At 68.6% G+C, this 20,393-nt stretch carries 17 protein-coding genes and 4 pseudogenes; 16 read left to right on the top strand and 5 right to left on the bottom strand.

Annotation, left to right across the window (positions count from 1 at the left end; all coding sequences use genetic code 11):
• Positions 1-42 precede the first annotated feature (42 nt).
• The 4 genes and pseudogenes from ACTWQO_RS04215 to ACTWQO_RS04200 form a co-directional block, all read left to right on the top strand.
• Positions 43-145, top strand: a pseudogene (locus ACTWQO_RS04215) (IS982 family transposase); the annotation flags it as partial.
• Between the two features lie 460 nt (positions 146-605).
• Positions 606-908: a hypothetical protein gene (locus ACTWQO_RS04210; protein WP_443235832.1), complete on the top strand. Its 303-nt coding sequence runs from the start codon at positions 606-608 to the stop codon at positions 906-908.
• Positions 909-929: 21 nt separating this feature from the next.
• Positions 930-1,229 (top strand): hypothetical protein, encoded by a 300-nt coding sequence (locus tag ACTWQO_RS04205; protein WP_443235831.1) that lies wholly within the window; start codon positions 930-932, stop codon positions 1,227-1,229.
• 235 nt (positions 1,230-1,464) lie between these two features.
• Positions 1,465-2,754, top strand: coding sequence for a vanadium-dependent haloperoxidase (locus ACTWQO_RS04200; RefSeq protein WP_443235830.1), 1,290 nt, complete (start codon positions 1,465-1,467; stop codon positions 2,752-2,754).
• A 264-nt stretch (positions 2,755-3,018) separates the two neighbouring features.
• On the opposite strand, the gene ACTWQO_RS04195 is transcribed toward ACTWQO_RS04200, so the two are convergent.
• From ACTWQO_RS04195 to ACTWQO_RS04185, 3 genes are all read right to left on the bottom strand, one after another.
• Positions 3,019-4,908, bottom strand: coding sequence for a propionyl-CoA synthetase (locus ACTWQO_RS04195; RefSeq protein ID WP_443235829.1), 1,890 nt, complete (start codon positions 4,906-4,908; stop codon positions 3,019-3,021).
• A 477-nt stretch (positions 4,909-5,385) separates the two neighbouring features.
• Positions 5,386-6,399 carry an NADP-dependent oxidoreductase gene (locus ACTWQO_RS04190; protein WP_443235828.1) on the bottom strand — a complete coding sequence of 338 codons (1,014 nt, stop codon included), beginning with the start codon at positions 6,397-6,399 and terminating at the stop codon, positions 5,386-5,388.
• A gap of 297 nt (positions 6,400-6,696) precedes the next feature.
• The gene (locus ACTWQO_RS04185) at positions 6,697-7,263 is read right to left on the bottom strand and encodes a TetR/AcrR family transcriptional regulator (RefSeq protein WP_443235827.1); all 567 of its coding nucleotides are present in this window, start codon (positions 7,261-7,263) and stop codon (positions 6,697-6,699) included.
• Positions 7,264-7,870: 607 nt separating this feature from the next.
• On the opposite strand from ACTWQO_RS04185, the pseudogene ACTWQO_RS04180 reads away from it, so the two are divergent.
• Both ACTWQO_RS04180 and ACTWQO_RS04175 read left to right on the top strand, forming a co-directional pair.
• Positions 7,871-8,919 (top strand): annotated as a pseudogene (locus tag ACTWQO_RS04180) (alkene reductase).
• A gap of 75 nt (positions 8,920-8,994) precedes the next feature.
• Complete coding sequence (locus tag ACTWQO_RS04175) at positions 8,995-9,912, top strand: alpha/beta hydrolase (RefSeq protein WP_443235826.1); 918 nt, start codon at positions 8,995-8,997, stop codon at positions 9,910-9,912.
• 344 nt (positions 9,913-10,256) lie between these two features.
• On the opposite strand, the gene ACTWQO_RS04170 is transcribed toward ACTWQO_RS04175, so the two are convergent.
• A complete protein-coding gene (locus ACTWQO_RS04170) occupies positions 10,257-10,724 on the bottom strand; it encodes a winged helix-turn-helix transcriptional regulator (RefSeq protein WP_443235825.1) in 468 nt (155 codons plus the stop codon).
• Between the two features lie 103 nt (positions 10,725-10,827).
• Here ACTWQO_RS04170 and ACTWQO_RS04165 point away from each other — a divergent pair, with 103 nt between their 5' ends.
• Complete coding sequence (locus tag ACTWQO_RS04165) at positions 10,828-11,328, top strand: PaaI family thioesterase (RefSeq protein WP_443235824.1); 501 nt, start codon at positions 10,828-10,830, stop codon at positions 11,326-11,328.
• A 125-nt stretch (positions 11,329-11,453) separates the two neighbouring features.
• Entirely contained in the window at positions 11,454-12,044 is a 591-nt protein-coding gene (locus ACTWQO_RS04160; protein ID WP_443235823.1) for a TetR/AcrR family transcriptional regulator, read from the top strand.
• 70 nt (positions 12,045-12,114) lie between these two features.
• Here ACTWQO_RS04160 and ACTWQO_RS04155 read toward each other — a convergent pair whose 3' ends face one another.
• Entirely contained in the window at positions 12,115-13,074 is a 960-nt protein-coding gene (locus ACTWQO_RS04155; protein ID WP_443235822.1) for a GlxA family transcriptional regulator, read from the bottom strand.
• Between the two features lie 232 nt (positions 13,075-13,306).
• Between ACTWQO_RS04155 and ACTWQO_RS04150 the strand changes: the two are divergent.
• The 8 genes and pseudogenes from ACTWQO_RS04150 to ACTWQO_RS04115 form a co-directional block, all read left to right on the top strand.
• Positions 13,307-14,245, top strand: a pseudogene (locus ACTWQO_RS04150) (NADP-dependent oxidoreductase); the annotation flags it as partial.
• Positions 14,231-15,031, top strand: a complete 801-nt coding sequence (locus ACTWQO_RS04145) for a nuclear transport factor 2 family protein (RefSeq protein WP_443236000.1) — start codon at positions 14,231-14,233, stop codon at positions 15,029-15,031. The pseudogene ACTWQO_RS04150 and the gene ACTWQO_RS04145, both read left to right, overlap by 15 nt.
• 155 nt (positions 15,032-15,186) lie before the next feature.
• Positions 15,187-16,107: an alpha/beta hydrolase gene (locus ACTWQO_RS04140; protein ID WP_443235821.1), complete on the top strand. Its 921-nt coding sequence runs from the start codon at positions 15,187-15,189 to the stop codon at positions 16,105-16,107.
• A 193-nt stretch (positions 16,108-16,300) separates the two neighbouring features.
• Positions 16,301-17,116: an oxidoreductase gene (locus tag ACTWQO_RS04135; protein WP_443235820.1), complete on the top strand. Its 816-nt coding sequence runs from the start codon at positions 16,301-16,303 to the stop codon at positions 17,114-17,116.
• A 111-nt stretch (positions 17,117-17,227) separates the two neighbouring features.
• On the top strand, positions 17,228-18,304 hold the full coding sequence (locus ACTWQO_RS04130; protein WP_443235819.1) for an SMP-30/gluconolactonase/LRE family protein: 1,077 nt from the start codon (positions 17,228-17,230) through the stop codon (positions 18,302-18,304).
• Between the two features lie 258 nt (positions 18,305-18,562).
• Entirely contained in the window at positions 18,563-19,429 is an 867-nt protein-coding gene (locus tag ACTWQO_RS04125) for an alpha/beta fold hydrolase (protein WP_443235818.1), read from the top strand.
• 220 nt (positions 19,430-19,649) lie between these two features.
• Complete coding sequence (locus tag ACTWQO_RS04120) at positions 19,650-20,123, top strand: winged helix-turn-helix transcriptional regulator (RefSeq protein ID WP_443235999.1); 474 nt, start codon at positions 19,650-19,652, stop codon at positions 20,121-20,123.
• Positions 20,124-20,168: 45 nt separating this feature from the next.
• Positions 20,169-20,297: pseudogene (locus tag ACTWQO_RS04115) on the top strand (alpha/beta fold hydrolase); the annotation flags it as partial.
• Between the last annotated feature and the right edge of the window lie 96 nt (positions 20,298-20,393).

The raw sequence follows: 20,393 nt of genomic DNA, 5'->3' as shown, positions 1-20,393 counted from the left end.
TGTGCGACGAACGACATCGAGACCCCACTGACCGCCCTGTACATGAAGATCGACGACGAACTGGCGGGACCACGACGGGTGGGCAGGCCCCCCGGTGTTGACCGACTCCGAGCTCGTGTGCCTCGCGCTCGCCCAGTCGCTGCTACGGTCCCATCCATTTCCGTGCCCTCCTTCCGACGCCCGCTTCCCAGGTGACCGGTGTCCTGACAGGGCTCGCACCGGGGTCCACCCCTGTCCGTGGCGGGCGTCGGTGGATACGTCCTGCTGGGGGTGGGGCCCCGGTGCGAACGCTGCTGACCCAGTGCTGTCCTGACGTGGCCGGCCATCACGGTTTGCGCGGCGGACACCTCCGGTGGCGACAACGGACCGGCCGGGCCAGCGACGGTCACCGGCTGCTCGACACCCTCGATCCCTGTCTCAGCTGAACTCCTTTGTCCCCGAACTCCTTTGTCCCCGAACCGAAAGGCGACCAGGTTCCCATGCCTCCCGAACTCCGGCCTCCGACCCCTGCTGTACGCCTGGACCGGTCGGGAAGCCGAGCTGCGGGCCGCGGTCGCGACCATGAACGCCATGGCCGAGAACCTGGGGATCGGATCGACGTACCGGTGGTCCGGCCAGGCCTGAGCATCTTCGAGATCGGTCGCAGGCGGTACCGGGAGGCGCTCGACGCCCTGCTCATGGTCTTTGCCGAGCGCTCGGTGGTCATCGGCGACGTCAATCTCGCCGGAATGGTCGAGGCCGGGCTGCGGGTCGGCGACCGGAAGGCAGCCGTCATGGCCATGGAGCGCATGGAGGAGCGCGCTCGTGTGGCCGGAACCCCATGGGCGTTGGGGTTGCTCGCGCGCTGCCGGGCCCTGATGACCGACAATGACGGAGCCGAGCAGCTGTACGAGGAATCGATCTCGTAGCTCGGGAGGGTCCCAGTGGCCGTGGAGCTGGCATGGTCGCGCCTGCTGTTCGGCGAGTGGCTCCGCCGGCGCAGGCGTCGTGCCGACGCCAGGGTCCAGCTGCGCGCCGCGCACGAGTCGTTCGAGTCCTGGGGGGGGGGAGCCGCGCCTTTCGCCGAGCGGGCGAGGGTGGAGCTGCTGGCCACCGGGGAGACGGCACGCAAACGAACGGTCGACACCCAGTTCGACCTCACCCCGCAGGAACGCCATGTGGCGAGACTGGCCGCGTCGGGGTTGACCAACGCGGAGATCGCCAGCGGAAGCAGATCGGGCGCAAGCTGAGTCAGACCGATTCCGGCGATTGACAGCGGGTCGTCGGCGGTGTGCTCGGCCCGACTCACTCGGGTTGCAGGGCGCGGCCCACCGCGGCCGGCCGGAGCGCGCGCATTCGTCGCCGAGGTGACGGACATCCGGGTGTGAACGCCGTCGGATTGTCGATGATTGTCGGTGTAACGACAAAACTGACCCCCGCCGATAGGCTCTGACAGCCTGTCACCGACAAGCCCATGGGGGTCTCGTGACACAACGCCCGCTCGCCGGATCATTCAGAGGGTTACGACGTATTGCGGTCCTCACCGCACTCGCCCTGACCGTCCCACTGACGGCCACCACCGCCGAGGCACACAGCGGCGTGGAGGCCGCCCCGGGCAATCCCGTCATCGCCTGGAACATCCACGCCCAGACCGCCATCTACGACACCGCCAAGCAGTCGCCCACCACCGGCAACCGCAGCTTCGCCATCGTGCAGGGCGCCGTGTACGACGCGGTCAACGCCGTCGCCGGCCGTCCGTACGAGCCCCTGGTCAGCGCGCCCCGCAGCCGCCCCGGGGACTCCACCGCCGCGGCGGTCGCCGCGGCCGCCCACGACACGCTGCTGTGGCTCTTCCCCGGGCAGGCCGAGTCGCTGAACGCCCGGTACGACGAGGCGCTGGCCGCGATCCCCGACGGCCGCGCCGAGGACGGCGGGGTGGCCGTCGGCAGGGCCGCCGCCGCGGCGATGACCGAAAGCCGCCGTGACGACGGCTTCGACCCCACCGCGCCGTGGACCGTCGGTACCGAGCCAGGCGAATACCGGCCCACCCCGCCCAACTACGTCGGCGTCGGCGCCTGGGTACCGAACCTGAAGCCGTTCGTCGTCCCCGACGCCGGCGTCTACCCGGTCAAGCCCCCGCCGGCCCTGACCAGCGCCGCCTGGGCCCGCAACCTGAACGAGGTCAAGAGCCTCGGCGCGGCCACCAGCACCGTCCGCACCGAGGACCAGACCGAGGCGGCGATCTGGTGGGACGACCCCCAGATGGTCGAATGGTCGATCACCCGGCAACTCGCCGGCGCGCACCACCTCAGCAGCCTCCGGACGGCCCGGCTGCTCGCCATGGTGTATGTGGCCTCCACCGACACCCTGATCGCCTGCTACAAGGCCAAGGCGCACTGGAACTTCTGGCGCCCGGTGACGGCCATTCCGCTCGCCGGCACCGACGGCAACGCGGCCACCGATCCCGACCCGGACTGGACGCCGCTGCGGGTCACCGCCCCGTCGCCGGAGTACCCGTCGGGCCACGCCTGCTTCACCACGGCGGTCATGACGGCCCTGGGGTCGTTCTTCGGCCGTGACGACCTCACGTTCGCCGCGTACAGCCCCGCCTCCGGCACGACCCGCCACTACGACAGCCTTCGGGCGGCGACAGCCGAACTCCTGGAGGCGCGAATCTGGGCCGGCGTGCATTACCGCTTCGCCTCCGAGCACGGGCACCGGGTCGGGCTGGCGGTCACCCGCGACGTCCTGAACCGCGCCTTCCAGCGGCGCTGACGCGGCCGTCCCTCAAATGGTGGTTGTTGCGGGCGGGTTGCGACACTGAGCATCCAACGGAGTTCCTCGTACGACAGAAGGATCTTGGTCGATCTCCTGTCTATGGGGAACTCCGTTGTAACCGGCATTGCCTGGCGGGGAAGCTCGTCATCGGCGGGTGTTTTCCCGAGGGCTCGGGGAGGGCCGCGCGGTGAGGGGGCCTGCTCCGCGCCTAGTGACGGTGGACGCGCTCGCCCGCCGTCGGGCCAGGGCACTGGCGGCCGTTCACGGGGTGTGACCGGCGCGGCGGAGGACCGGGCGCAGGGTCTCGATGACGTTGGGGTCGTCCACGGTGGAGGGGATGGGTTCGTCGTGGCCGTCGGCGATGCCGCGCATGGTCTTGCGCAGGATCTTGCCCGAGCGGGTCTTGGGGAGGGCGGCCACGACCGTCACGTCCTTGAGAGAGGCGACGGCGCCGATGCGTTCGCGTACGAGCTGGACGAGTTCGGCCTCGACGTCGCTCGGTTCGCGGTTGCTGTCGGCCTTCAGGACGACGAGGCCGCGCGGGATCTGGCCCTTGAGTTCGTCGGCGACGCCGATGACGGCGCATTCGGCGACGTCGGGGTGGGCGGCCAGGGCCTCTTCCATGCTGCCGGTGGACAGCCGGTGTCCGGCGACGTTGATGACGTCGTCGGTGCGGCCCATGACGAAGACGTAACCGTCGTCGTCGATGTGGCCGCTGTCGCCGGTGAGGTAGTAGCCGTCGTAGGCCGAGAGGTAGGAGGCGACGTAGCGGTCGTCGTCGTTCCAGAGCGTGGGGAGTGCGCCGGGCGGCAGGGGGAGCCTGACGACGATCGCGCCGTCGACGCCCGCCGGCGTCGGCTCGCCCGAGGGGTCGAGGACGCGGACGTCCCAGCCCGGCAGCGGGCGGGTGGGGGAGCCGGGTTTGAGGGCAGCGGCCTCGATGCCGACCGGGTTGGCGACGATGGGCCAGCCGGTCTCGGTCTGCCACCAGTGGTCGACCACCGGGACGCCCAGAAGGCCGCTCGCCCAATGATAGGTCTCGGGGTCGAGGCGCTCGCCGGCGAGGAAGAGATAGCGCAGGCCGGTCAGGTCGTAGCCGGCGGTGAGCGCACCCTTCGGGTCCTCCTTCCTGATCGCCCGGAAGGCGGTGGGCGCCGTGAACATGGTCTTGACCCGGTATTCGGCGGCGACGCGCCAGAACTGGCCCGCGTCCGGGGTGCCGACCGGCTTGCCCTCGTACAGGACCGTCGTGGCGCCGGCCAGCAGGGGTGCGTAGACGATGTAGGAGTGCCCGACGACCCAGCCGACGTCGGAGCCGGTGAACATCGTCTCGCCCGGGCCCACGTCGTAGACGGCGCCCATCGACCAGTGCAGGGCGACCGCGTAACCGCCGCAGTCACGCACGACTCCCTTCGGCTTTCCGGTCGTTCCGGACGTGTAGAGGATGTACAGGGGATCGGTGGCGGCGACGGGAACGCAGTCGGCCGGCGGCGCGGCGGCGACCAGCTCGCCCCAGTCGAGATCGTCCGGCCCCAACTCGGCCGGCTCCTGCGGGCGTTGCAGGATTACGCTCTTCTCCGGCTTGAGGGCGGCGAGTTCGATGGCCCGGTCGAGCAGGGGCTTGTACGCGATGACCCGCTTGCCCTCGATGCCGCAGGAGGCGGAGACGACCACCTTGGGGGCGGCGTCGTCGATGCGGAGGGCGAGTTCGTGCGGGGCGAACCCGCCGAAGACGACCGAGTGGACTGCGCCGATCCGTGCGCAGGCCAGCATCGCGACGGCGGCCTCGGGGACCATCGGCATGTAGATGACCACGCGGTCGCCGTGTCCCACACCGAGCTGGGCGAGTGCTCCGGCGAAGGCCGCGACCTCGTCCCTCAACTGCGCGTAGCTGTAGGTGCGTTGGGCGCCGGTGACGGGGGAGTCGTAGATGAGCGCGGACTGTTCGCCGCGGCCGGCTTCGACGTGCCGGTCGAGCGCGTTGAAACAGACGTTGAGTCGCCCGTCGGGAAACCAGCGGTAGAACGGTGCGCCCGAGGAATCCAGCGCGCGCCGCGGAGTGGCGTCCCAGTCGATGGCCTCGGCCGCCTTCAGCCAGAAGCTCTCCGGGTCCTCGGTACTGGCGCGGAAGACATCCTCGTACGTTCCCATCGCGCACTCCTTTGTGGCATCGAGAGACGGTGGTGGGGCTGCGTGCGGAACAGTGTCGGACACAAGTAACGCATGCCGGCCGGCATGGTCGAGCACACGGGGCCGGCCACGTACTTCGTCTCCGCGGACGGGCTCGATCGAGGCGGTCGGGGAGGCCCGTGCGTCCCTGGTTGGCAAGGACAGCACTCCCAACTGGCAACGTGCGCCGCTCGGTGGACGGACGCTGTCGTCCTGAGCATGTCCGCCGTGATCACACTCCCGACACGCAACGGGGGCGGGGGCTTGAGGGGGCTCGACCACGGCTCGGAGCGGCGCAGAGCCGCGTGGCGCGCTGTGCCGCGAGCCATATGGAGTGCGCAATGACAGCGAGGCGCCTACAGCGGCGGCCTCCGCGACCGTAGCCGCTGTTGGATCGCCGAGGGCGTCGTCGCCCCTTCGGTGACCGTGCCGGACGTAGGGTCCGTGGTCGGCACGGGCTCAGTCGTTGGCGGGCACCATCGAGACCACGACCTTGCCGGCCTTGGTGCGGCCCTGTTCGACGTGCGTCATCGCCTCGAGCGTCTGGTCGAACGGGAAGGTGCTGTCGATGACCGGGCGGAGCTTCCCGCTGTCGTAAAGGGCAGCGAGTTTGCGCAGCTGGGAGCCGTTGGCCTGCATGAAGAAGGGCTGGTAGCGCACGCCCAGTGCCTTCGCCCGCTTGCGGATCTTGCGGCTGAGCACGTTCATGACCAGGCGCAGGAAAGAGGGGGCGCCGAGCTGCTTGCCGAAGTCGGCGTCCGGCGGGCCGACAACACTGATGGCCAGGCCGCCGGGCTTCAGGACGGTCAGCGACTTCTCGAGGTTCGCTCCGCCCAGGGAGTCCAGCACCAGGTCGTAGCCGGACAGCACCTTCGAGAAGTCTTCCTTGGTGTAGTCGACGACGACGTCGGCACCGAGGCTCCGGACCAGCTTCTCGGAATCAGTGTTCGCGGTCGTCGCCACTGTGGCGCCGAGGTGTTTGGCGAGCTGGATGACCGTCGAGCCGAGGCCGCCGGCACCGGCGTGGATGAGCACCTTCTGTCCCGGCTTCACCTGGGCACGGTCAACGAGGACCTGCCAGGCGCTCAGGGCCACCAGCGGCACTGCGGCTGCCTCTTGGAGGGTGAGGGAGGCCGGCTTGGGCGCGACATCGTCCATGTCGATCGCGATGAACTCCGCGAAACCTCCGATCCGAAGGTCGCGCGGACGGGCGTAGACCTCGTCGCCGACTTTGAGGCCGTGTACGGCGGAGCCGACCCGTGTCACGACGCCGGCCAGGTCGTGGCCGAGCACGAACGGAAGCTTGTACTTCAGGAGCTGCTTGAACTCCCCGTTGCGGACCATTTTGTCCAGGGGGTTGATGCTGGCGGCGCTCACTCTGACCAGGACGTCGCGGTCCCCGACGGTGGGCTCGGGTACCTCTGTGGCGCGCGCGCCGTCCTTGCCGTACTTCTCGACGACGAATGCCTTCATGCCGGCCGTCTTTCCAAGTGGGTTTCCGGTGGTTGATGTGATCCTTCGCGCAGGTCCCCTGCGCGCCCGTTTCTCGCGTGCGGCCGGGTTGATGTGCTGGCCATGACGCTACCCACTGGGTATAGAAAAGTAAACTCAGATGAGGTTGGGGTCACCCTGCGCACGTCGACGCTCAGATCCGCTGCGAACGAGTCCATGCCGTGCAGGTACGTAAACCGACCCTCTTGACGGGCCCAACGACCCCTTTACCGCGTGGCGTTGGGCCACCGCCGCGCAGCCCGTCTTCAGGATTCCGGTTCAAGGCCCGTCTGGTGCAGTCAGGGTCTTGTGGGCCGACTCCAGGATCTTCTCCGACAGTTCCGTGCCCGCCGTGGCCCGGGCGAGCAGGATCGCGCCGACCAGAGTGGCCACCATGGGAAGGCCGTCGTTGGCGTCGGTGGACAGCCACTTGGCGAATTCCTCGACTCCGGCTGCGTACGTCTCGCGCACCTCCCCAGCTGTGGACTCGCGAGCCATGTCCCCTGCGAATCCCGCGGTGGGGCAACCGGTGCCGGGCTGGTCGCGGTGCTCGGCCGACAGGTAGAAGTCGACGAGGGCGCCGCGTGCGGTGTCGTGATCGCCGTGGGTCGTGTCGAACGACGCCAGGAGCAGGTCGAGGTCCCCGAAAGCGGCTTGAGCCGCCTCGGCGATCAGGGCCTCCTTGGAGGGGAACTGCTTGTAGAAGCCGCCCGTCGTCAGCCCGATGGACTTCATCAGATCGGCGACGCTGATGCCGTTCACGCCCCGTTCCCGGAAGAGCTGGGAGGCCGCGGCGACCGCCCGCCTGCGGTTCTCGAGCGCCTGTGCTTGCGAAACGCGACTCATCAGTCACCTGCCCACGATAGATAGTAAAGCGCATCTATCGTATGCGAAGTGCCGAGCGGCCGGCCGCGGTGCGTCGGTCGCGGGTGGGGCTGACGGCGTCGGGGCGTTGACTGGATGGCTTTAGATATCTATCGTAATCTAAAGCGAGGTCGACGCTTTGGCCCCCACGCATCCGCCACCCCAGAAATGAGATCCACCCCTTTGACCATGTAGACCAGGAGCGCCGTCGTCACTGGTGCATCCGCCGGCCTGGGTACCGCCTACGCGCAGCGGCTTGCCGACCGGGTTACGACCTGATCCTGGTGGCCCCTTTGTGGCAACGGCACGGCCGCTGCTGCACACGAGCGATGTGTCCTCCGGCGTGGGGAAGACCGGCGCGCTCGGCCTCCGCCCGTGCGAACAGCCGGGGCCCGGCACCGCCTGCATCGGCGGCGGTCATGTGCGCCGCTGCGAGCCCGTCCGCACCGCCGACCACCCCTCCACGCAGTCCCCCCTTTCACGGTGGAAGGTCACCGGGCCCATCCGGCCGGTCATCGTCTACGCGCTCCCCACGGGGCAGGCAGCCCGCCACCCGCAGCTCTCTCACCCTTTATCTGAGGAAACATCCATGTCGAATGCCCTGTGGAACCCGATCGTCGCCGGGGAGATCTCCCTGCCGCACCGGCTTGCGATGGCCCCCATGACGCGGGACCGGTCCACCCCGGAAGGCATACCCACCGAGCTGAACGCCGAGTACTACGCCCAGCGCGCCTCGCACGCCCTCATCATCACCGAGGGCACCCAGCCGAACGCCGACGGACAGGGCTACCCGCTCACCCCCGGCATCTACTCCGAGGAGCACATCGCCGGCTGGCGCAAGGTCACCGACGCCGTGCACGGCGTCGACGGACGCATCGTCATCCAGCTCATGCATGTCGGACGGATGTCCCACCCCGACAACACCCCCCACCACCGGCAGCCGGTCGCCCCCTCCCCGGTCCAGCCGGCGGGCACCATGTTCACCGCGTCCGGCCCTCAGGAGATGCCGGTACCGCGCGAGTTGTCCACCGAGGAGGTCGCCGCCACGGTCGAGGACTTCCGGCGCGCCGCCGCGGCCGCCATCGCGGCCGGCGCCGACGGCGTCGAGATCCACGGCGCCAACGGCTACCTCGTGCACCAGTTCCTCGCCGCCAACACCAACCAGCGCACCGACCGCTACGGCGGCTCCATCGACAACCGCATCCGCTTCGCCGTCGAGGTCGCCACCGCGGTGGCGGACGAGATCGGCGTCGGCCGTACCGGCTTCCGGATCTCTCCCGGCAACCCGTTCAACGACATCGCGGAGAGCGACACCCGGCACTCGTACGCGCCCTCGCCCCGCTCGACCTCGCCTACCTGCACATCGGCCACGGCGGTGACGACGAACTCCTGCACACCCTCCGCAAGCTGTGGCCGAACACCTTGGTTCTCAACCGGGCCGGCACCGACATCGCCACCCGCGCCAAGGACATCGAAGACGGCCTGGCCGACATCGTCACCGTCGGCGTGATGGCACTCGCCAACCCCGACCTCGTCGAGCGCGTACGCACCGGCGCACCCCTGAACACCCCCGACCCCGCCACGTTCTACGGCGGCGGCGAGGCCGGCTACACCGACTACCCCACCCACACCGCCTGACAAACCCCACCCACATCCACGGCCATACCGGTCCTGGCGGGCCGGTACGCCCAAATGGTCCCATGGAGGTACCAAATGTCTGAGCACGCTGCAGTTGAACTGAGCCCGGAAGCAATCCAATTCGCGGAATGGTTGGTCGCGGGGCAGAATCCCCCGTCCGAGGTGGATGCGGCGCGCATCCAGGCGGAGCAAGTCCATCTCGCGGCCCGGGAGCCGGAAGGCGTCACCTACCGGGAGGTGGACGCGGGTGGCGTTCTGGGAATCTGGTGCGAACCCGTCGACGCCAACACCGACTTCGTCCTCCTGCACACTCACGCCGGAGGCTCCGTTCTGGCGTCGGCACACGTCGACCGAAAGCTCGCCGGCCATGTCGCCAAGGCCGCCGGGGCCCCCGTACTGGTCCTGGACTTCCGTCGGGCACCGGAACACAAGTACCCGGCTCAGGTGGACGACTCGGAGGCGGCCTTCAACTGGCTGCTCTCCGAAGGGTATGCACCGGGAAACATCATCACGATCGGCCACTCGATCGGCGGGTACCTCGCCGTCGCCCTGGCGCTTCGCCTCCGCGACAAGAAGCAGCCGATGCCCGGCGCCATCGTGTCGATTTCCCCCTGGTGCGACCTCGAGATCGCCAACGAGACCATCGCGACCAACGCCGAGACGGACAAGATTCTCAGCAAGGAACTGCTGGAGTTCTTCCGGGAATCCTGGATCGGCGGCACGGGCATCGAGTTCACGGACACCAGGATCAATCTGAACCGGGCGGACCTGAGCGGTCTGCCCCCGACCCTCGTCTCCTGGGGAACGTACGAGGTTCTGGCCGGCGAGGACGAGGAGTTCGCCGGCCGCGTCAAGGACGCCGGAATCGACACGGCGACCGTCGTGGTCCCCGGAGGCCAGCACTCATACGTCTACGGGGCCGGCCGGATTCCGGAAACTGACGCCGCCATCGCACAGATCGGCGCGTGGGTCCGGGAGAAGACGAAGATCTGACCGGGCGATCCGGGCACGGCAATTGCAAGATCCACGCGCCTGCCGGTTCGGGACGGTGGACGGACGCCGACATGGCCTGGGCCGGCGCGCAGGTCCGCGACGCCCGCGATCTCGTCCCGGTCCGGCAGACGAGAGTCGGGACGGCCGACCACGACGGCGGCTTCAGCGACGCGCGCACAGCCGCGGGACCAAGCTCGCCGACTTTCGGGTCGTCGTCCGGGCTGAGGATCCGTCGCGTGGTTCACACACCGCACAGGGCAACGGCGGCGGCCGGCGTACACGGCACTCAGCTGATGTTTCACCGCCGCCTGCCCCGCGACCGCGAGGCAGATGGCTCATGATCTTCAGGACCGGAGGTGGGCGCCTGTTCCCAGCCGGGCGGTGACGTCGCGGGGAGTGAGGGCGGAGTGTTCCGCGGAGCACTCGACGACGACGCGGACCGGGGCGTCGCAGTCGGTGTGGCGGACGTCCAGTACGGGGCCCTCGGGGCCGAGGGCGTACGACTCGCCCCACTGGCTCAGTGCCATCAGGACGGGCCACAGGTCCCAGCCCTTGCGGGTCAGGCGGTACTCGTTGCGGGAGCGGCTGCCGGGCTCTCGGTAGGGGACGGTCTTCAGGATGTCGGCCGAGGTCAGCTTGCGGAGGCGGTCGCTGAGGACGGCTTCCGACAGGCCGATGTGGCGGTGGAAGTCGTCGAAGCGGCGGACGCCGTTGACGGCGTCACGCAGGATCAGCAGGGTCCATTTCTCCCCGATCACGTCGAGCGTGCGCTGAACGGGGCAGTTCTCCGTGCTCGCCTCAAGCCAGTCCATTCCGCCATCGTACGATCCTGACTTCGCCATTGACAGTCAGGTGAGCGAAAGTCTAGCTTCGCTTGAAAAAGTCAGCTGACAGTCAGAGGGAAGGCGCTGGACCGTGGGGCGAACGCGTACGTATCACTGGGACGATCCCGCGATCTCGGCGGAGGCCGCAGGGCGCATGGCCGGCATTGACTTCCTGCGCGAGTTGCAGGCGGGGCGACTGCCGGCACCGCCCATCAACTACACCATCGACTTCGCCCTGGACGAGGTGGAGCCCGGCAGGGCGGTCTTCTCGCTGACACCGGGGGAGGACCACTACAACCCGATCGGCAGCGTGCACGGCGGCATCTTCGCCACTCTGCTCGACTCGGCGGCGGGCTGCGCCGTCCAGTCCACCCTCCCGCAGGGCATGGCGTACACCTCGCTCGACCTGACCGTGAAGTTCCTGCGACGGATCACGGTGGACACCGGCCCGGTGCGTGCCATCGGCACGGTCGTCAGCAAGGGCCGCCAAACCGCCCTCGCCCAGGCCCAGTTGGTCGACGCGACGGACCGCCTCCTCGCCCACGCCACCAGTAGCTGCATGCTCTTCCCGGTACCCGCCCCCCGGGTGTGACTCCGCAGGCGGGCCCTCGGTCCCCCGGTCCGTGGGATTTTTTAGATTACGTTCGCAATACCATAGACTTGCGGAGTCGGTGAAGGGCAACCGGCCCTTCCGGCCGGCGAAGGAGCGTGTGTGCTGTGGTGCGGTACGGAAAAGAGCACAAGCAGGAGACGAGGCGGCGCATCATCGAGACGGCGGGGCGCCGGCTCAAGCAGGACGGTATCGACGGCTCCGGAGTCTCGACGCTCATGAAGGACGCCGGGCTGACCAACGGGGCCTTCTACGCGCACTTCGAATCCAAAGACGACCTTGTCACCACGGCAATCGCCGAGCAGTTGAAGGTGCAGGCCGAGGATGTCGTCGCGCGGGCTGCACCTGGCCGTGCCGGACTCGAGCAGATTGTGCGCGGATACCTGTCGCCCCAGCACCGCGACAGCCTTGGCGACGGCTGCCCCAACGCCGCTCTGCTCGACGAGATCGGGCGCTGCACCGACACCACCAGGCAGGCGTACACCGACGGCGTGCTGGCCCTCGTCGACGGCATGGCCGCCCGCATGGCGCCCGAGGACCCGTCCTCCGCGCGTGTGAAGGCGCTCAGCCTCCTCGGCATGATGGCCGGGACACTGCAGCTTTCCCGCGCCTTGACCGACAGTCAGCTCGCTCATGAGCTCCTCGATCAGGGAGTGAACAACGCCCTCGCCCTGCTGGACGCCGGGCAGCGCGTCTGACGATGGCACGACCGTGCGGGCGCGGGGCACCGAGCATCGGCATCGGCGGGCACTGTGCGGACTCCTGGGCTCAGTGCGAGGGGGACAGGGCGCCGCGGAAGGTGCGCCGGTAGGCGAGCGGTGAGACGCCGATGGCGGCATGCAGGTGTTCCCGTAGCGATGTGCCGCCGGCGAAGCCGACTTGGCCGGCGATCTCGTCCACCGGCAGGTCGGTGGTTTCCAGGAGGTGCCGTGCCCGCTCGACGCGCTGCTGGATCAGCCAGCGTCCCGGGCTCATGCCCACCTCTTCGGTGAAGCGGCGGGCGAAGGTTCTCAGGCTCATGTGGGAGTGCTCGGCGAGGTCCGCCAGAGTCATCGGCTCGTGGAGGTTCTCCAGCGCCCACTGACGGGCGGTGGCCGTTCCGCTGGCCGTGGCCTCGGGCACCGGGTGCTGGATGTACTGCGCCTGTCCTCCGTCGCGCCACGGGGGGACGACGCACCTGCGGGCCACCTGGTTGGCGACTTCACTGCCGTGGTCCTTGCGGATGATGTGCAGGCAGGCGTCGAGCCCGGACGCGGCACCGGCCGAGGTCAGCACATCTCCGTCGTCGATGAAAAGGACGTCGGGATCGAGTGCGACCTGTGGGAACCAGGCGCGGAAGAGGTCCGCGGCCATCCAGTGGGTGGTGGCCGGCCGGCCGTCGAGGAGACCGGCTGCGGCGAGGACGAAGGCGCCGGTGCAGATCGATACGAGGCGGGCGCCCGGAGCCACGGACGCGAGCGCCTGGGTCACGGCCCGTGGCACTTCCCTCGTGACGGCGGTGGGGATGAAGGGCGGGATGACGACGGTGTCGGCGGTGCGCAGCGCCTCCGGGCCGTGCTCGACGGTGATCGAGAAGTCGGAGTTGGTGCGGACCGGGCGGCCGTCGACGCTGCAGGTGAGGACCTCGTAGCGGCCGTCCGCCGCCTCGAAGACCCGGCTGGGAATGCCCAGTTCGAAGGGGTACACCCCGTCTACGGCCAGAACGACGACTCGGTGAATGGGTGCCATGGCGTGATCCCGTCGAAAAGTGGAATTCATGCCACGGTATCCGACGGTGGCGGCAGCTCGCTGGACGCATCACGCGCCGGCCCCTCCAGCGCGGCGAGCCCAGGTGCGGCCGACAAGGAATCGACGAACGTACGCCATGGCGTGATCCCGTTGAAAGTTGGCATTCATGCCATGGCGCCCAGGAGTGGCAGACCGCGACGCTGGACGCATGACGAGTCCCAATACCACCACCATGCGTGCCATCCGCCAGGACGTCCACGGTTCCCCCGAGGTACTCAAAGAGGTCGAACTACCCCGGCCCGAGCCGGAGTTGAGTGAGATCCTGATCGCCGTCCGCGCGGCCGGCGTCAACCCGACCGACTGGTGGAACCGCGCCCAGCCCATGACCGCAGGCGGCCTGCCCCTCATCCTGGGCTGGGACGTCTCCGGAGTCGTCGAGGCCGTCGGCACCGGCGTCACCCTGTTCAAGCCGGGCGACGAGGTCTTCGGCATGCTGCCCTACCCCCACGGGGTCGGCGCCCACGCCGAATACGTGACCGCCCCCGCCCGCGCCTTCGTCCACAAGCCCGCCGGCATCGACCACGTCCAGGCCGGCGCCCTGCCGCTCGCCGCCCTGACCGCCTACCAGGCACTCGTCGACACCGCCGATGTCCAGCCCGGGCAGCGCGTTTTCCTCCACGCGGCGGCCGGCGGCGTCGGCCATCTCGCCGTCCAGATCGCCAAGTCCCGCGGCGCGTACGTCATCGGCACCGCCAGCGCCGCCAAGCACGACTTCCTGCGGTCCCTGGGAGTGGACGAGGCCATCGACTACCACACGGTCGACATCGCCGAGGCCGCCAAGGACATCGACGTGGTCCTCGACCCGGTCTCGCTGGACACCGCCGCCCGCGCCCGCTCCCTCGCCGTGCTGCGCCCGGGCGGCACCCTCGTCTCGATCCTGCCGGTACCCATCGACCCCGACGAGCTGGCCGACATCGCCGAGCGGGGCATCCGCTACGAGTCCCTCCTCGTCGAGGCCGACCGCGCCGGCATGCAAGCCATCGCCGACCTCGTCGAAACCGGCGCCCTGCGCGCGCACATCGCGGCCACCTTCCCGCTCGCCGAGGCCGCCAAGGCTCACACCCTGGGCGAGACCGGCCGCACCACCGGCAAGATCGTGCTGACCGTGGAAGGGACGGTGAAGAAGCAGATCGCCCAATCCCTCACGACCGTCTTCGACGGGGGCGACACGACCGTCATCGACCGCCACGTACGGCCGGACTACATCCAGCACAACCCGCTCGCCCCCGACGGCCCCGAGGCCATGAAGGCCTTCGGCGCCGGCATGCGAGCGCAGTTCCCGGACGCCAAGTACAACGTGTTGCGGGTCCTGTCCGAGGGCGACCTGGTGCTCCTGCACTCCAACGTCGTCCTGGTTCCCGGCACTCCCGGCATCGCCGCCTTCGACATCTTCCGCTTCAAGGACGGGAAGATCGCCGAGCACTGGGACATCCTCCAGGAGGTGCCGGCGAAAACGGCCAACGGCAACGACATGTTCTCCACCCTCAGCCGGCCGCAGACCGAGGCGCCGGAGCAGCGGTGGTTCACCGCGTACAACAAGAAGCTCATCACCGCCTTCGTCGACCAGCTCCTGGTCCGCAAGGACCTGACCGCCATCGACACCTACGTGGGCCCCGAGTACCACCAGCACAGCCCGAACTTCCCCGACGGCGTGGCCGGCGTGAAGGCCGGAGCGGGCGCGTACTTCGAGCAGTTCCCGCAGCTGAGCGTGGAGCCGAAGCGGATCATCGCCGAGGGTGACCTGGTGGCCGTCCACAGCCACTACGTCGACACACCGGGCGAGCGCGGCCGGGCGGTCCTCGACCTCTTCCGGGTCAGGGACGGAAAGATCGTCGAGCACTGGGACGCCGCGCAGGACGTGCCGGAGACCTCCGCCAACGACAACACGATGCTCTGACGGCCACCGCGGCGCGCGTACTCGCGTCGGCCGACGACCACCCCATCGGTTCCGTCGCCCCGGCCTATCACCGTCCCCACTCTCGACGCTGACCATCGGCCGGGTGGCCAGACAATTCCGCACACCCTCGATGAGGGGAAAGAAACGAGGACCCGATGAGTGCCTTCCACCCCGATCTCGCACGAGGTCGCTTGATCCCCAATGTGTCCGTCGGACGCCTGTCGTCGCGCATCGTGCGGAGCCGGAAGATACGCCCGACTGATCCAGGGGCGGACGTCACGGTTCAGGAGCTGGTCGTGCCCGGGCCGAAGGACGCACCGCCCGTCTCGCTTCGCGTCTTCCAACCGACCGGCTTGAAGGCAGCGGCTCCGGCGCTGCTCTGGATACACGGAGGTGGGCTGATCATGGGCGCACCCGAGCTGGACGACCGTACGAACATCGCTTTCGCCCGCGAGCTCGGCATCACCGTCGCCGCGGTTCGTTATCGACTGGCGCCGGACCATCCCGCGCCCGCCGCGGTCGAGGACGCCTACGCCGCGCTGCGTGGACTGGCCGAGCGCGCGGGCGACCTGCACATCGACATCGATCGCATCGCGATCGGCGGTGCCAGCGCAGGCGGCGGAGTCGCCGCGGCCCTCGCACTGCTCGCCCATGACCGGGCCGAGATCCGGCCGGTGTTCCAACTCCTCCTGTACCCCATGCTGGACGACCGCACGACGACGAGAACCGACCTGGACACCCTCAAGGTGCGTCTATGGACGCCCAAGAGCAACCGGTACGCCTGGTCGTCCTACCTCGGCGAAGCCGTCGCGGGCCCGGACGTCTCCCCGTACTCGGCCGCAGCCCGCCGCGAGGATCTCACCGGTCTTCCTCCGGCCTGGATCGGCGTCGGCACCCTCGATCTCTTCCACGACGAAGATGTGGAGTACGCGCGTCGGCTGAGTGACAGCGGCGTCCCCTGCGACCTCGACGTCGTTCCCGGCGCTTTCCACGCCTTCGACTTGGTGTTTCCCAAGGCCAAGGTCTCGCGGGAGTTCTGGCGCCGGCAGGCACGGGCGCTGAAGGGCGCACTGTGAGGCCGACCCCGAGCTGAGCGCGGTCCTCACCGGCGACACCTTCTTCGCCGGTGGACCGGGCGCGACCGCACCCCACGTTTCCCGGATCTTTCTCGGATCGCTGGACGTGAGCACTTGCCATCGACCGACGACCCCCATATGGTCGTACGAACGTAAGGCATACGAACGTAATTCAAAATCAAGGGAGTCCGTGATGGTGACAACTCAGCCGGTGGCGCTCGTGACAGGCGCCTCATCGGGGATCGGCAAAGAGGCGGCCCGCGCCTTCGCCGCGGCGGGTTACGAGGTGATCGGAACTGGCCGCAAGACCTCCGGACTCACCCCGCCCGCCGGTGTGACGTACCTCGATCTCGACGTGGCCAGTGACGACTCGGCCACTGCCGCGGTCAGTGAGGTGATCGACCGGTTCGGGCGGATCGACGTCCTGGTCAACAACGCAGGCGTCGGCTCGGCGGGTGCCGTGGAGGAGAACTCCGTCGCCCAGGCCCAGAGCATCTTCAACATCAACGTCCTCGGCGTCATCCGTATGACGAAGGCCGTCCTGCCGCACATGCGCGCCCAGGGTGGCGGGCGCGTCATCAACATCTCGTCCGTCCTCGGGATCGCCCCCCAGCCGTTCATGGCCCTCTACGTCGCCTCGAAGCACGCCATCGAGGGCTACTCCGAGTCGCTGGACCACGAGGTCCGCGAGCACGGCGTCCGAGTTCTGATCGTCCAGCCCGCCTATACCAAGACCAGCTTCGATGCCAATGCCGCGCAGCCCGACACCCCGCTGCCGCTGTACGCGGAGCGACGGCGCGACTTCGACGTGATGATCGCGGAGGCGATGGAGAAGGGCGACGACCCCGCCGTGGTCGCCAAGGTGATCGTCACCGCGGCCACCGACAAGAAGCCGAAGCTGCGCTACACCGCCGGCCCGCTGGCCTCACGCGTCACCACGGCGCGCCGCCTCGTCCCCGCCGGAACGTTCGACAAGCAGATCCGCAAGAACAACCGCCTGCCCGCGTGACATCCGGGCCGGGCATCAAGGGCGCCGGCCCCGCCCCGTCTCCGACATCTCTGATGCCGCCGAAAGTCCATTGATCAGTCACTCGTTGATTTGCCTTTGCCGAGGAGAGTCATGCAGCAGCAACGCCAGCAAGCGGCCCGGCGCAGTGCATCGAGCGCGAGACGTTTTCTGAAGAAGAACGCCGCAATCGCGCTGACGGTCACCGCGACGGCGGCCGTCCTGGCCTCGGCGCCGTCCGCGTCCGCAGGGACAGGACCCTCGGGATACTCGTATCGCGGATCCGCTGTCACCGACGTACGCACCGCGGCGACGTTCGACTACGCCGCCGGCGAGATCCCCGAGAACATCACCGCCAATCCCGACGGTTCAGTGACCCTGTCGATGCTCGGCAGTTGCGCGGTGTGCGAGCGCACCCATGGGCCGCAGTTGATGCGTATCTCCGCGTCCGGACAGCGCACCGTGCTCGTCACCGGACAGGTGGGTGAGGCGATCAGCGGCAACACCCGTGGCAATGACGGCACCGTCTACTACAGCGTGTGGGCCCCGGGCAACGCGGCCAGGAACGGCGTGTACAAGCTGCTTCCGGACGGCACCCCTGAGCGCATCGCCGCTCTGCCCGCCGACGCGGGCCCCAATGGGCTGGCCATCGATCCGGCCGGACGCACCCTCTACATCGCGGACAGCCTGAAGGGTGTCATCTGGTCCGTTCCGGTCTCGGGCGGATCGGCGACCCCGTGGCTGACCGACGCCGCTCTGGCGCCGGTGCCGACCGAAGCCCTGCCGATCGGCGCCAACGGGCTCAGGTTCCACAACGGCGCGCTGTGGGTCAGCAACTTCAACAAGGGAACACTGCTGCGGGTACCGGTCACTCCCGCCGGCGCGGCCGGTCCCATCCGCCTTGTCGCGGGCGGCCTGCCCAACATCGACGATTTCAGCTTCCTGACCCCCCGCTCCGATGTGGTGTTCGCGGCGCAGAACGGCTCCTCCTCGCAGAACGGGCCGGACCGGGTCGTGGTCATCTACCCGAACGGCACCTACAAGCCCGTCCTGACCAGCGCGGACGGCCTCGCCTCGCCCTCCGCGACCGCGGTTCGCGGCGACCGGCTCTACATCACCGACGGCGGGGTCCCCGAGCCCCACGACGCGAAACTGCAGACCGCCAGGATCAACTTCCCCGCACTGACCTGATCAGGGCGGCAGCCGGGGTGCAAGCCGTGTCTGCCGCGATGGAGGAACGCATCGTGCGGTACACGAAAGAACACAAACTGGAGACAAGACAGCGGATCATCGCGACGGCCGGCCGTCGGCAGATCGTACTGAGACGCCATCCGCTGTCATCGTGTGCGGGAACTCAACCGAACAGGCTTCTGACTCCTGTGGGCCTCCTGCCGTCGACCGAACGGACTGCAGACGCAGTCCAGAAACCCCATGCAGAAGGGCACGGCCATGAATGACGCACAAGGAGTACGAGGCGACGCGGTGACGTCGTACAAGAACGCACCCACCCGCACCCTCACCGCCGGGGGAGTGACCTTCGCCTACCGCGACCTCGGTCCCCGGCCTGGCGTCCCGGTGGTCTTCATCACCCACCTTGCCGCGGTCCTCGACAACTGGGATCCCCGGGTCGTCGACGGCATCGCCACCAGGCATCGGGTCATCACCTTCGACAACAGAGGCGTCGGCGCTTCCAGCGGCTCGACGCCGAAGACCATCGAGGAGATGGCGAAGGATGCCGTCACCTTCATCCGGGGGCTCGGGCTAGAGCATGTCGACATTCACGGATTCTCGATGGGCGGCATGATCGCCCAGGTGATCGTGCAGACCGAACCGCAGCTCGTCCGCAAACTGATCCTCACGGGCACCGGCCCCGCGGGCGGCGAGGGCATCAAGAACGTGACCCGACTGTCCCATCTCGACACCGTCCGGGCCCTGTTCACCCTTCAGGATCCGAAGCAGTTCCTCTTCTTCACCCGCACTGCGGACGGACGCCGAGCCGGAAAGCAGTTCCTGGCCCGCCTCAAGGAACGCACCCACGACCGGGACAAGGCGATCTCCCTCACGTCGTACTTCGCCCAGCTCAAGGCCATCCACCGCTGGGGGCTCGCGCAGCCCCGGGACCTCTCCGTCATCCATCAGCCCGTGCTCATCGCCAACGGCGAGAGCGACAGGATGGTGCCGACGAAGAACTCGTTCGAACTGGCCCGGCGACTGCCGAACGCCGACCTGGTCATCTACCCCGACGCCGGCCACGGAGGCATCTTCCAGTTCCACGAGCAGTTCGTGGCGGAAGCCCTTGCCTTCCTTGAGCGGTAGTGGGTGTCAGGGGCGGGCGGCACGTGGGCTGGGGACGTTGGAGGCTTCTCAGGCCCGGGTGGTCGACGCCCGTCAACGTCATGAGTCGAGGCCGGAGAGGCCACTTCACGAGTCCGCGAGTGGCCGATCGCGGCACCGAAGTCTGAGTATTCAAAAGTAAACTCAAGCGGTTAGTATCGCTCCCATGGATGCGTGGACCGAAGTTCTTCAAGACACCGGCATGGACCCCCGACTCGACCGGGACACGTCCAACTGCTCGATCGCGCGGACTCTTGAGATCGTGGGCGAGAAGTGGACGATCCTGATCCTGCGTGAGGTGTGGTACGGCTCGTCCCGGTTCGGTGACTTCGAACGTGTCCTGGGCTGTCCTCGTAACCTTCTGGCGACGCGGCTTCGGATGCTGGTGGAGGAAGGGATCCTGGCAACCGAGACGTACAAGGAGCCCGGTTCGCGGAGCCGGCCGAAGTACGTGATCACCCCAAAGGGCATGGATCTGGTGCCGGCCGTGATGGGGCTGCTGCAGTGGGGTGACCGTTACCGCGCCGACCCGGAAGGGCCGGCGGTACTGGCGCGACACCGCGAGTGCGGCGCGCACGTCGATGTCCAGATTCGCTGCGAACGAGGCCACCCGGTGCAAGCGAAGGACATCGAGAGCGTCCCCGGCCCAGCTTTTCGTATGAGGTCGCCCGAGTGAGCTGAGGACTCCTCCGTCAGCCAGACGGCTAACGACTACACCGTTGTGGCGCCGGACCTGCGCGTCTACGGCCTGAGCGACAAGCCCACAACTGGTCACGGCAAGCGACGCATGGCTGCCGACATGGCAGGCCTCGTTGAGGCGCTCGGCTTCGAGCGGGCCATGGTCGTGGGCCTCGACCGCGGCGCTCGCGTCGGGCACCGCTGGGCGCTGGACCGACCGGACCAGGTGGACCGACCGGACCAGGTGGAGCGGCCGGCCGTCGCGCAG

The organism is Streptomyces sp. 4N124 (assembly GCF_052245395.1).
Taxonomy (GTDB): domain Bacteria; phylum Actinomycetota; class Actinomycetes; order Streptomycetales; family Streptomycetaceae; genus Streptomyces.
Note: the sequence above shows the minus strand (reverse complement) of the source record. Positions and strands in the feature narration are given on the sequence as shown.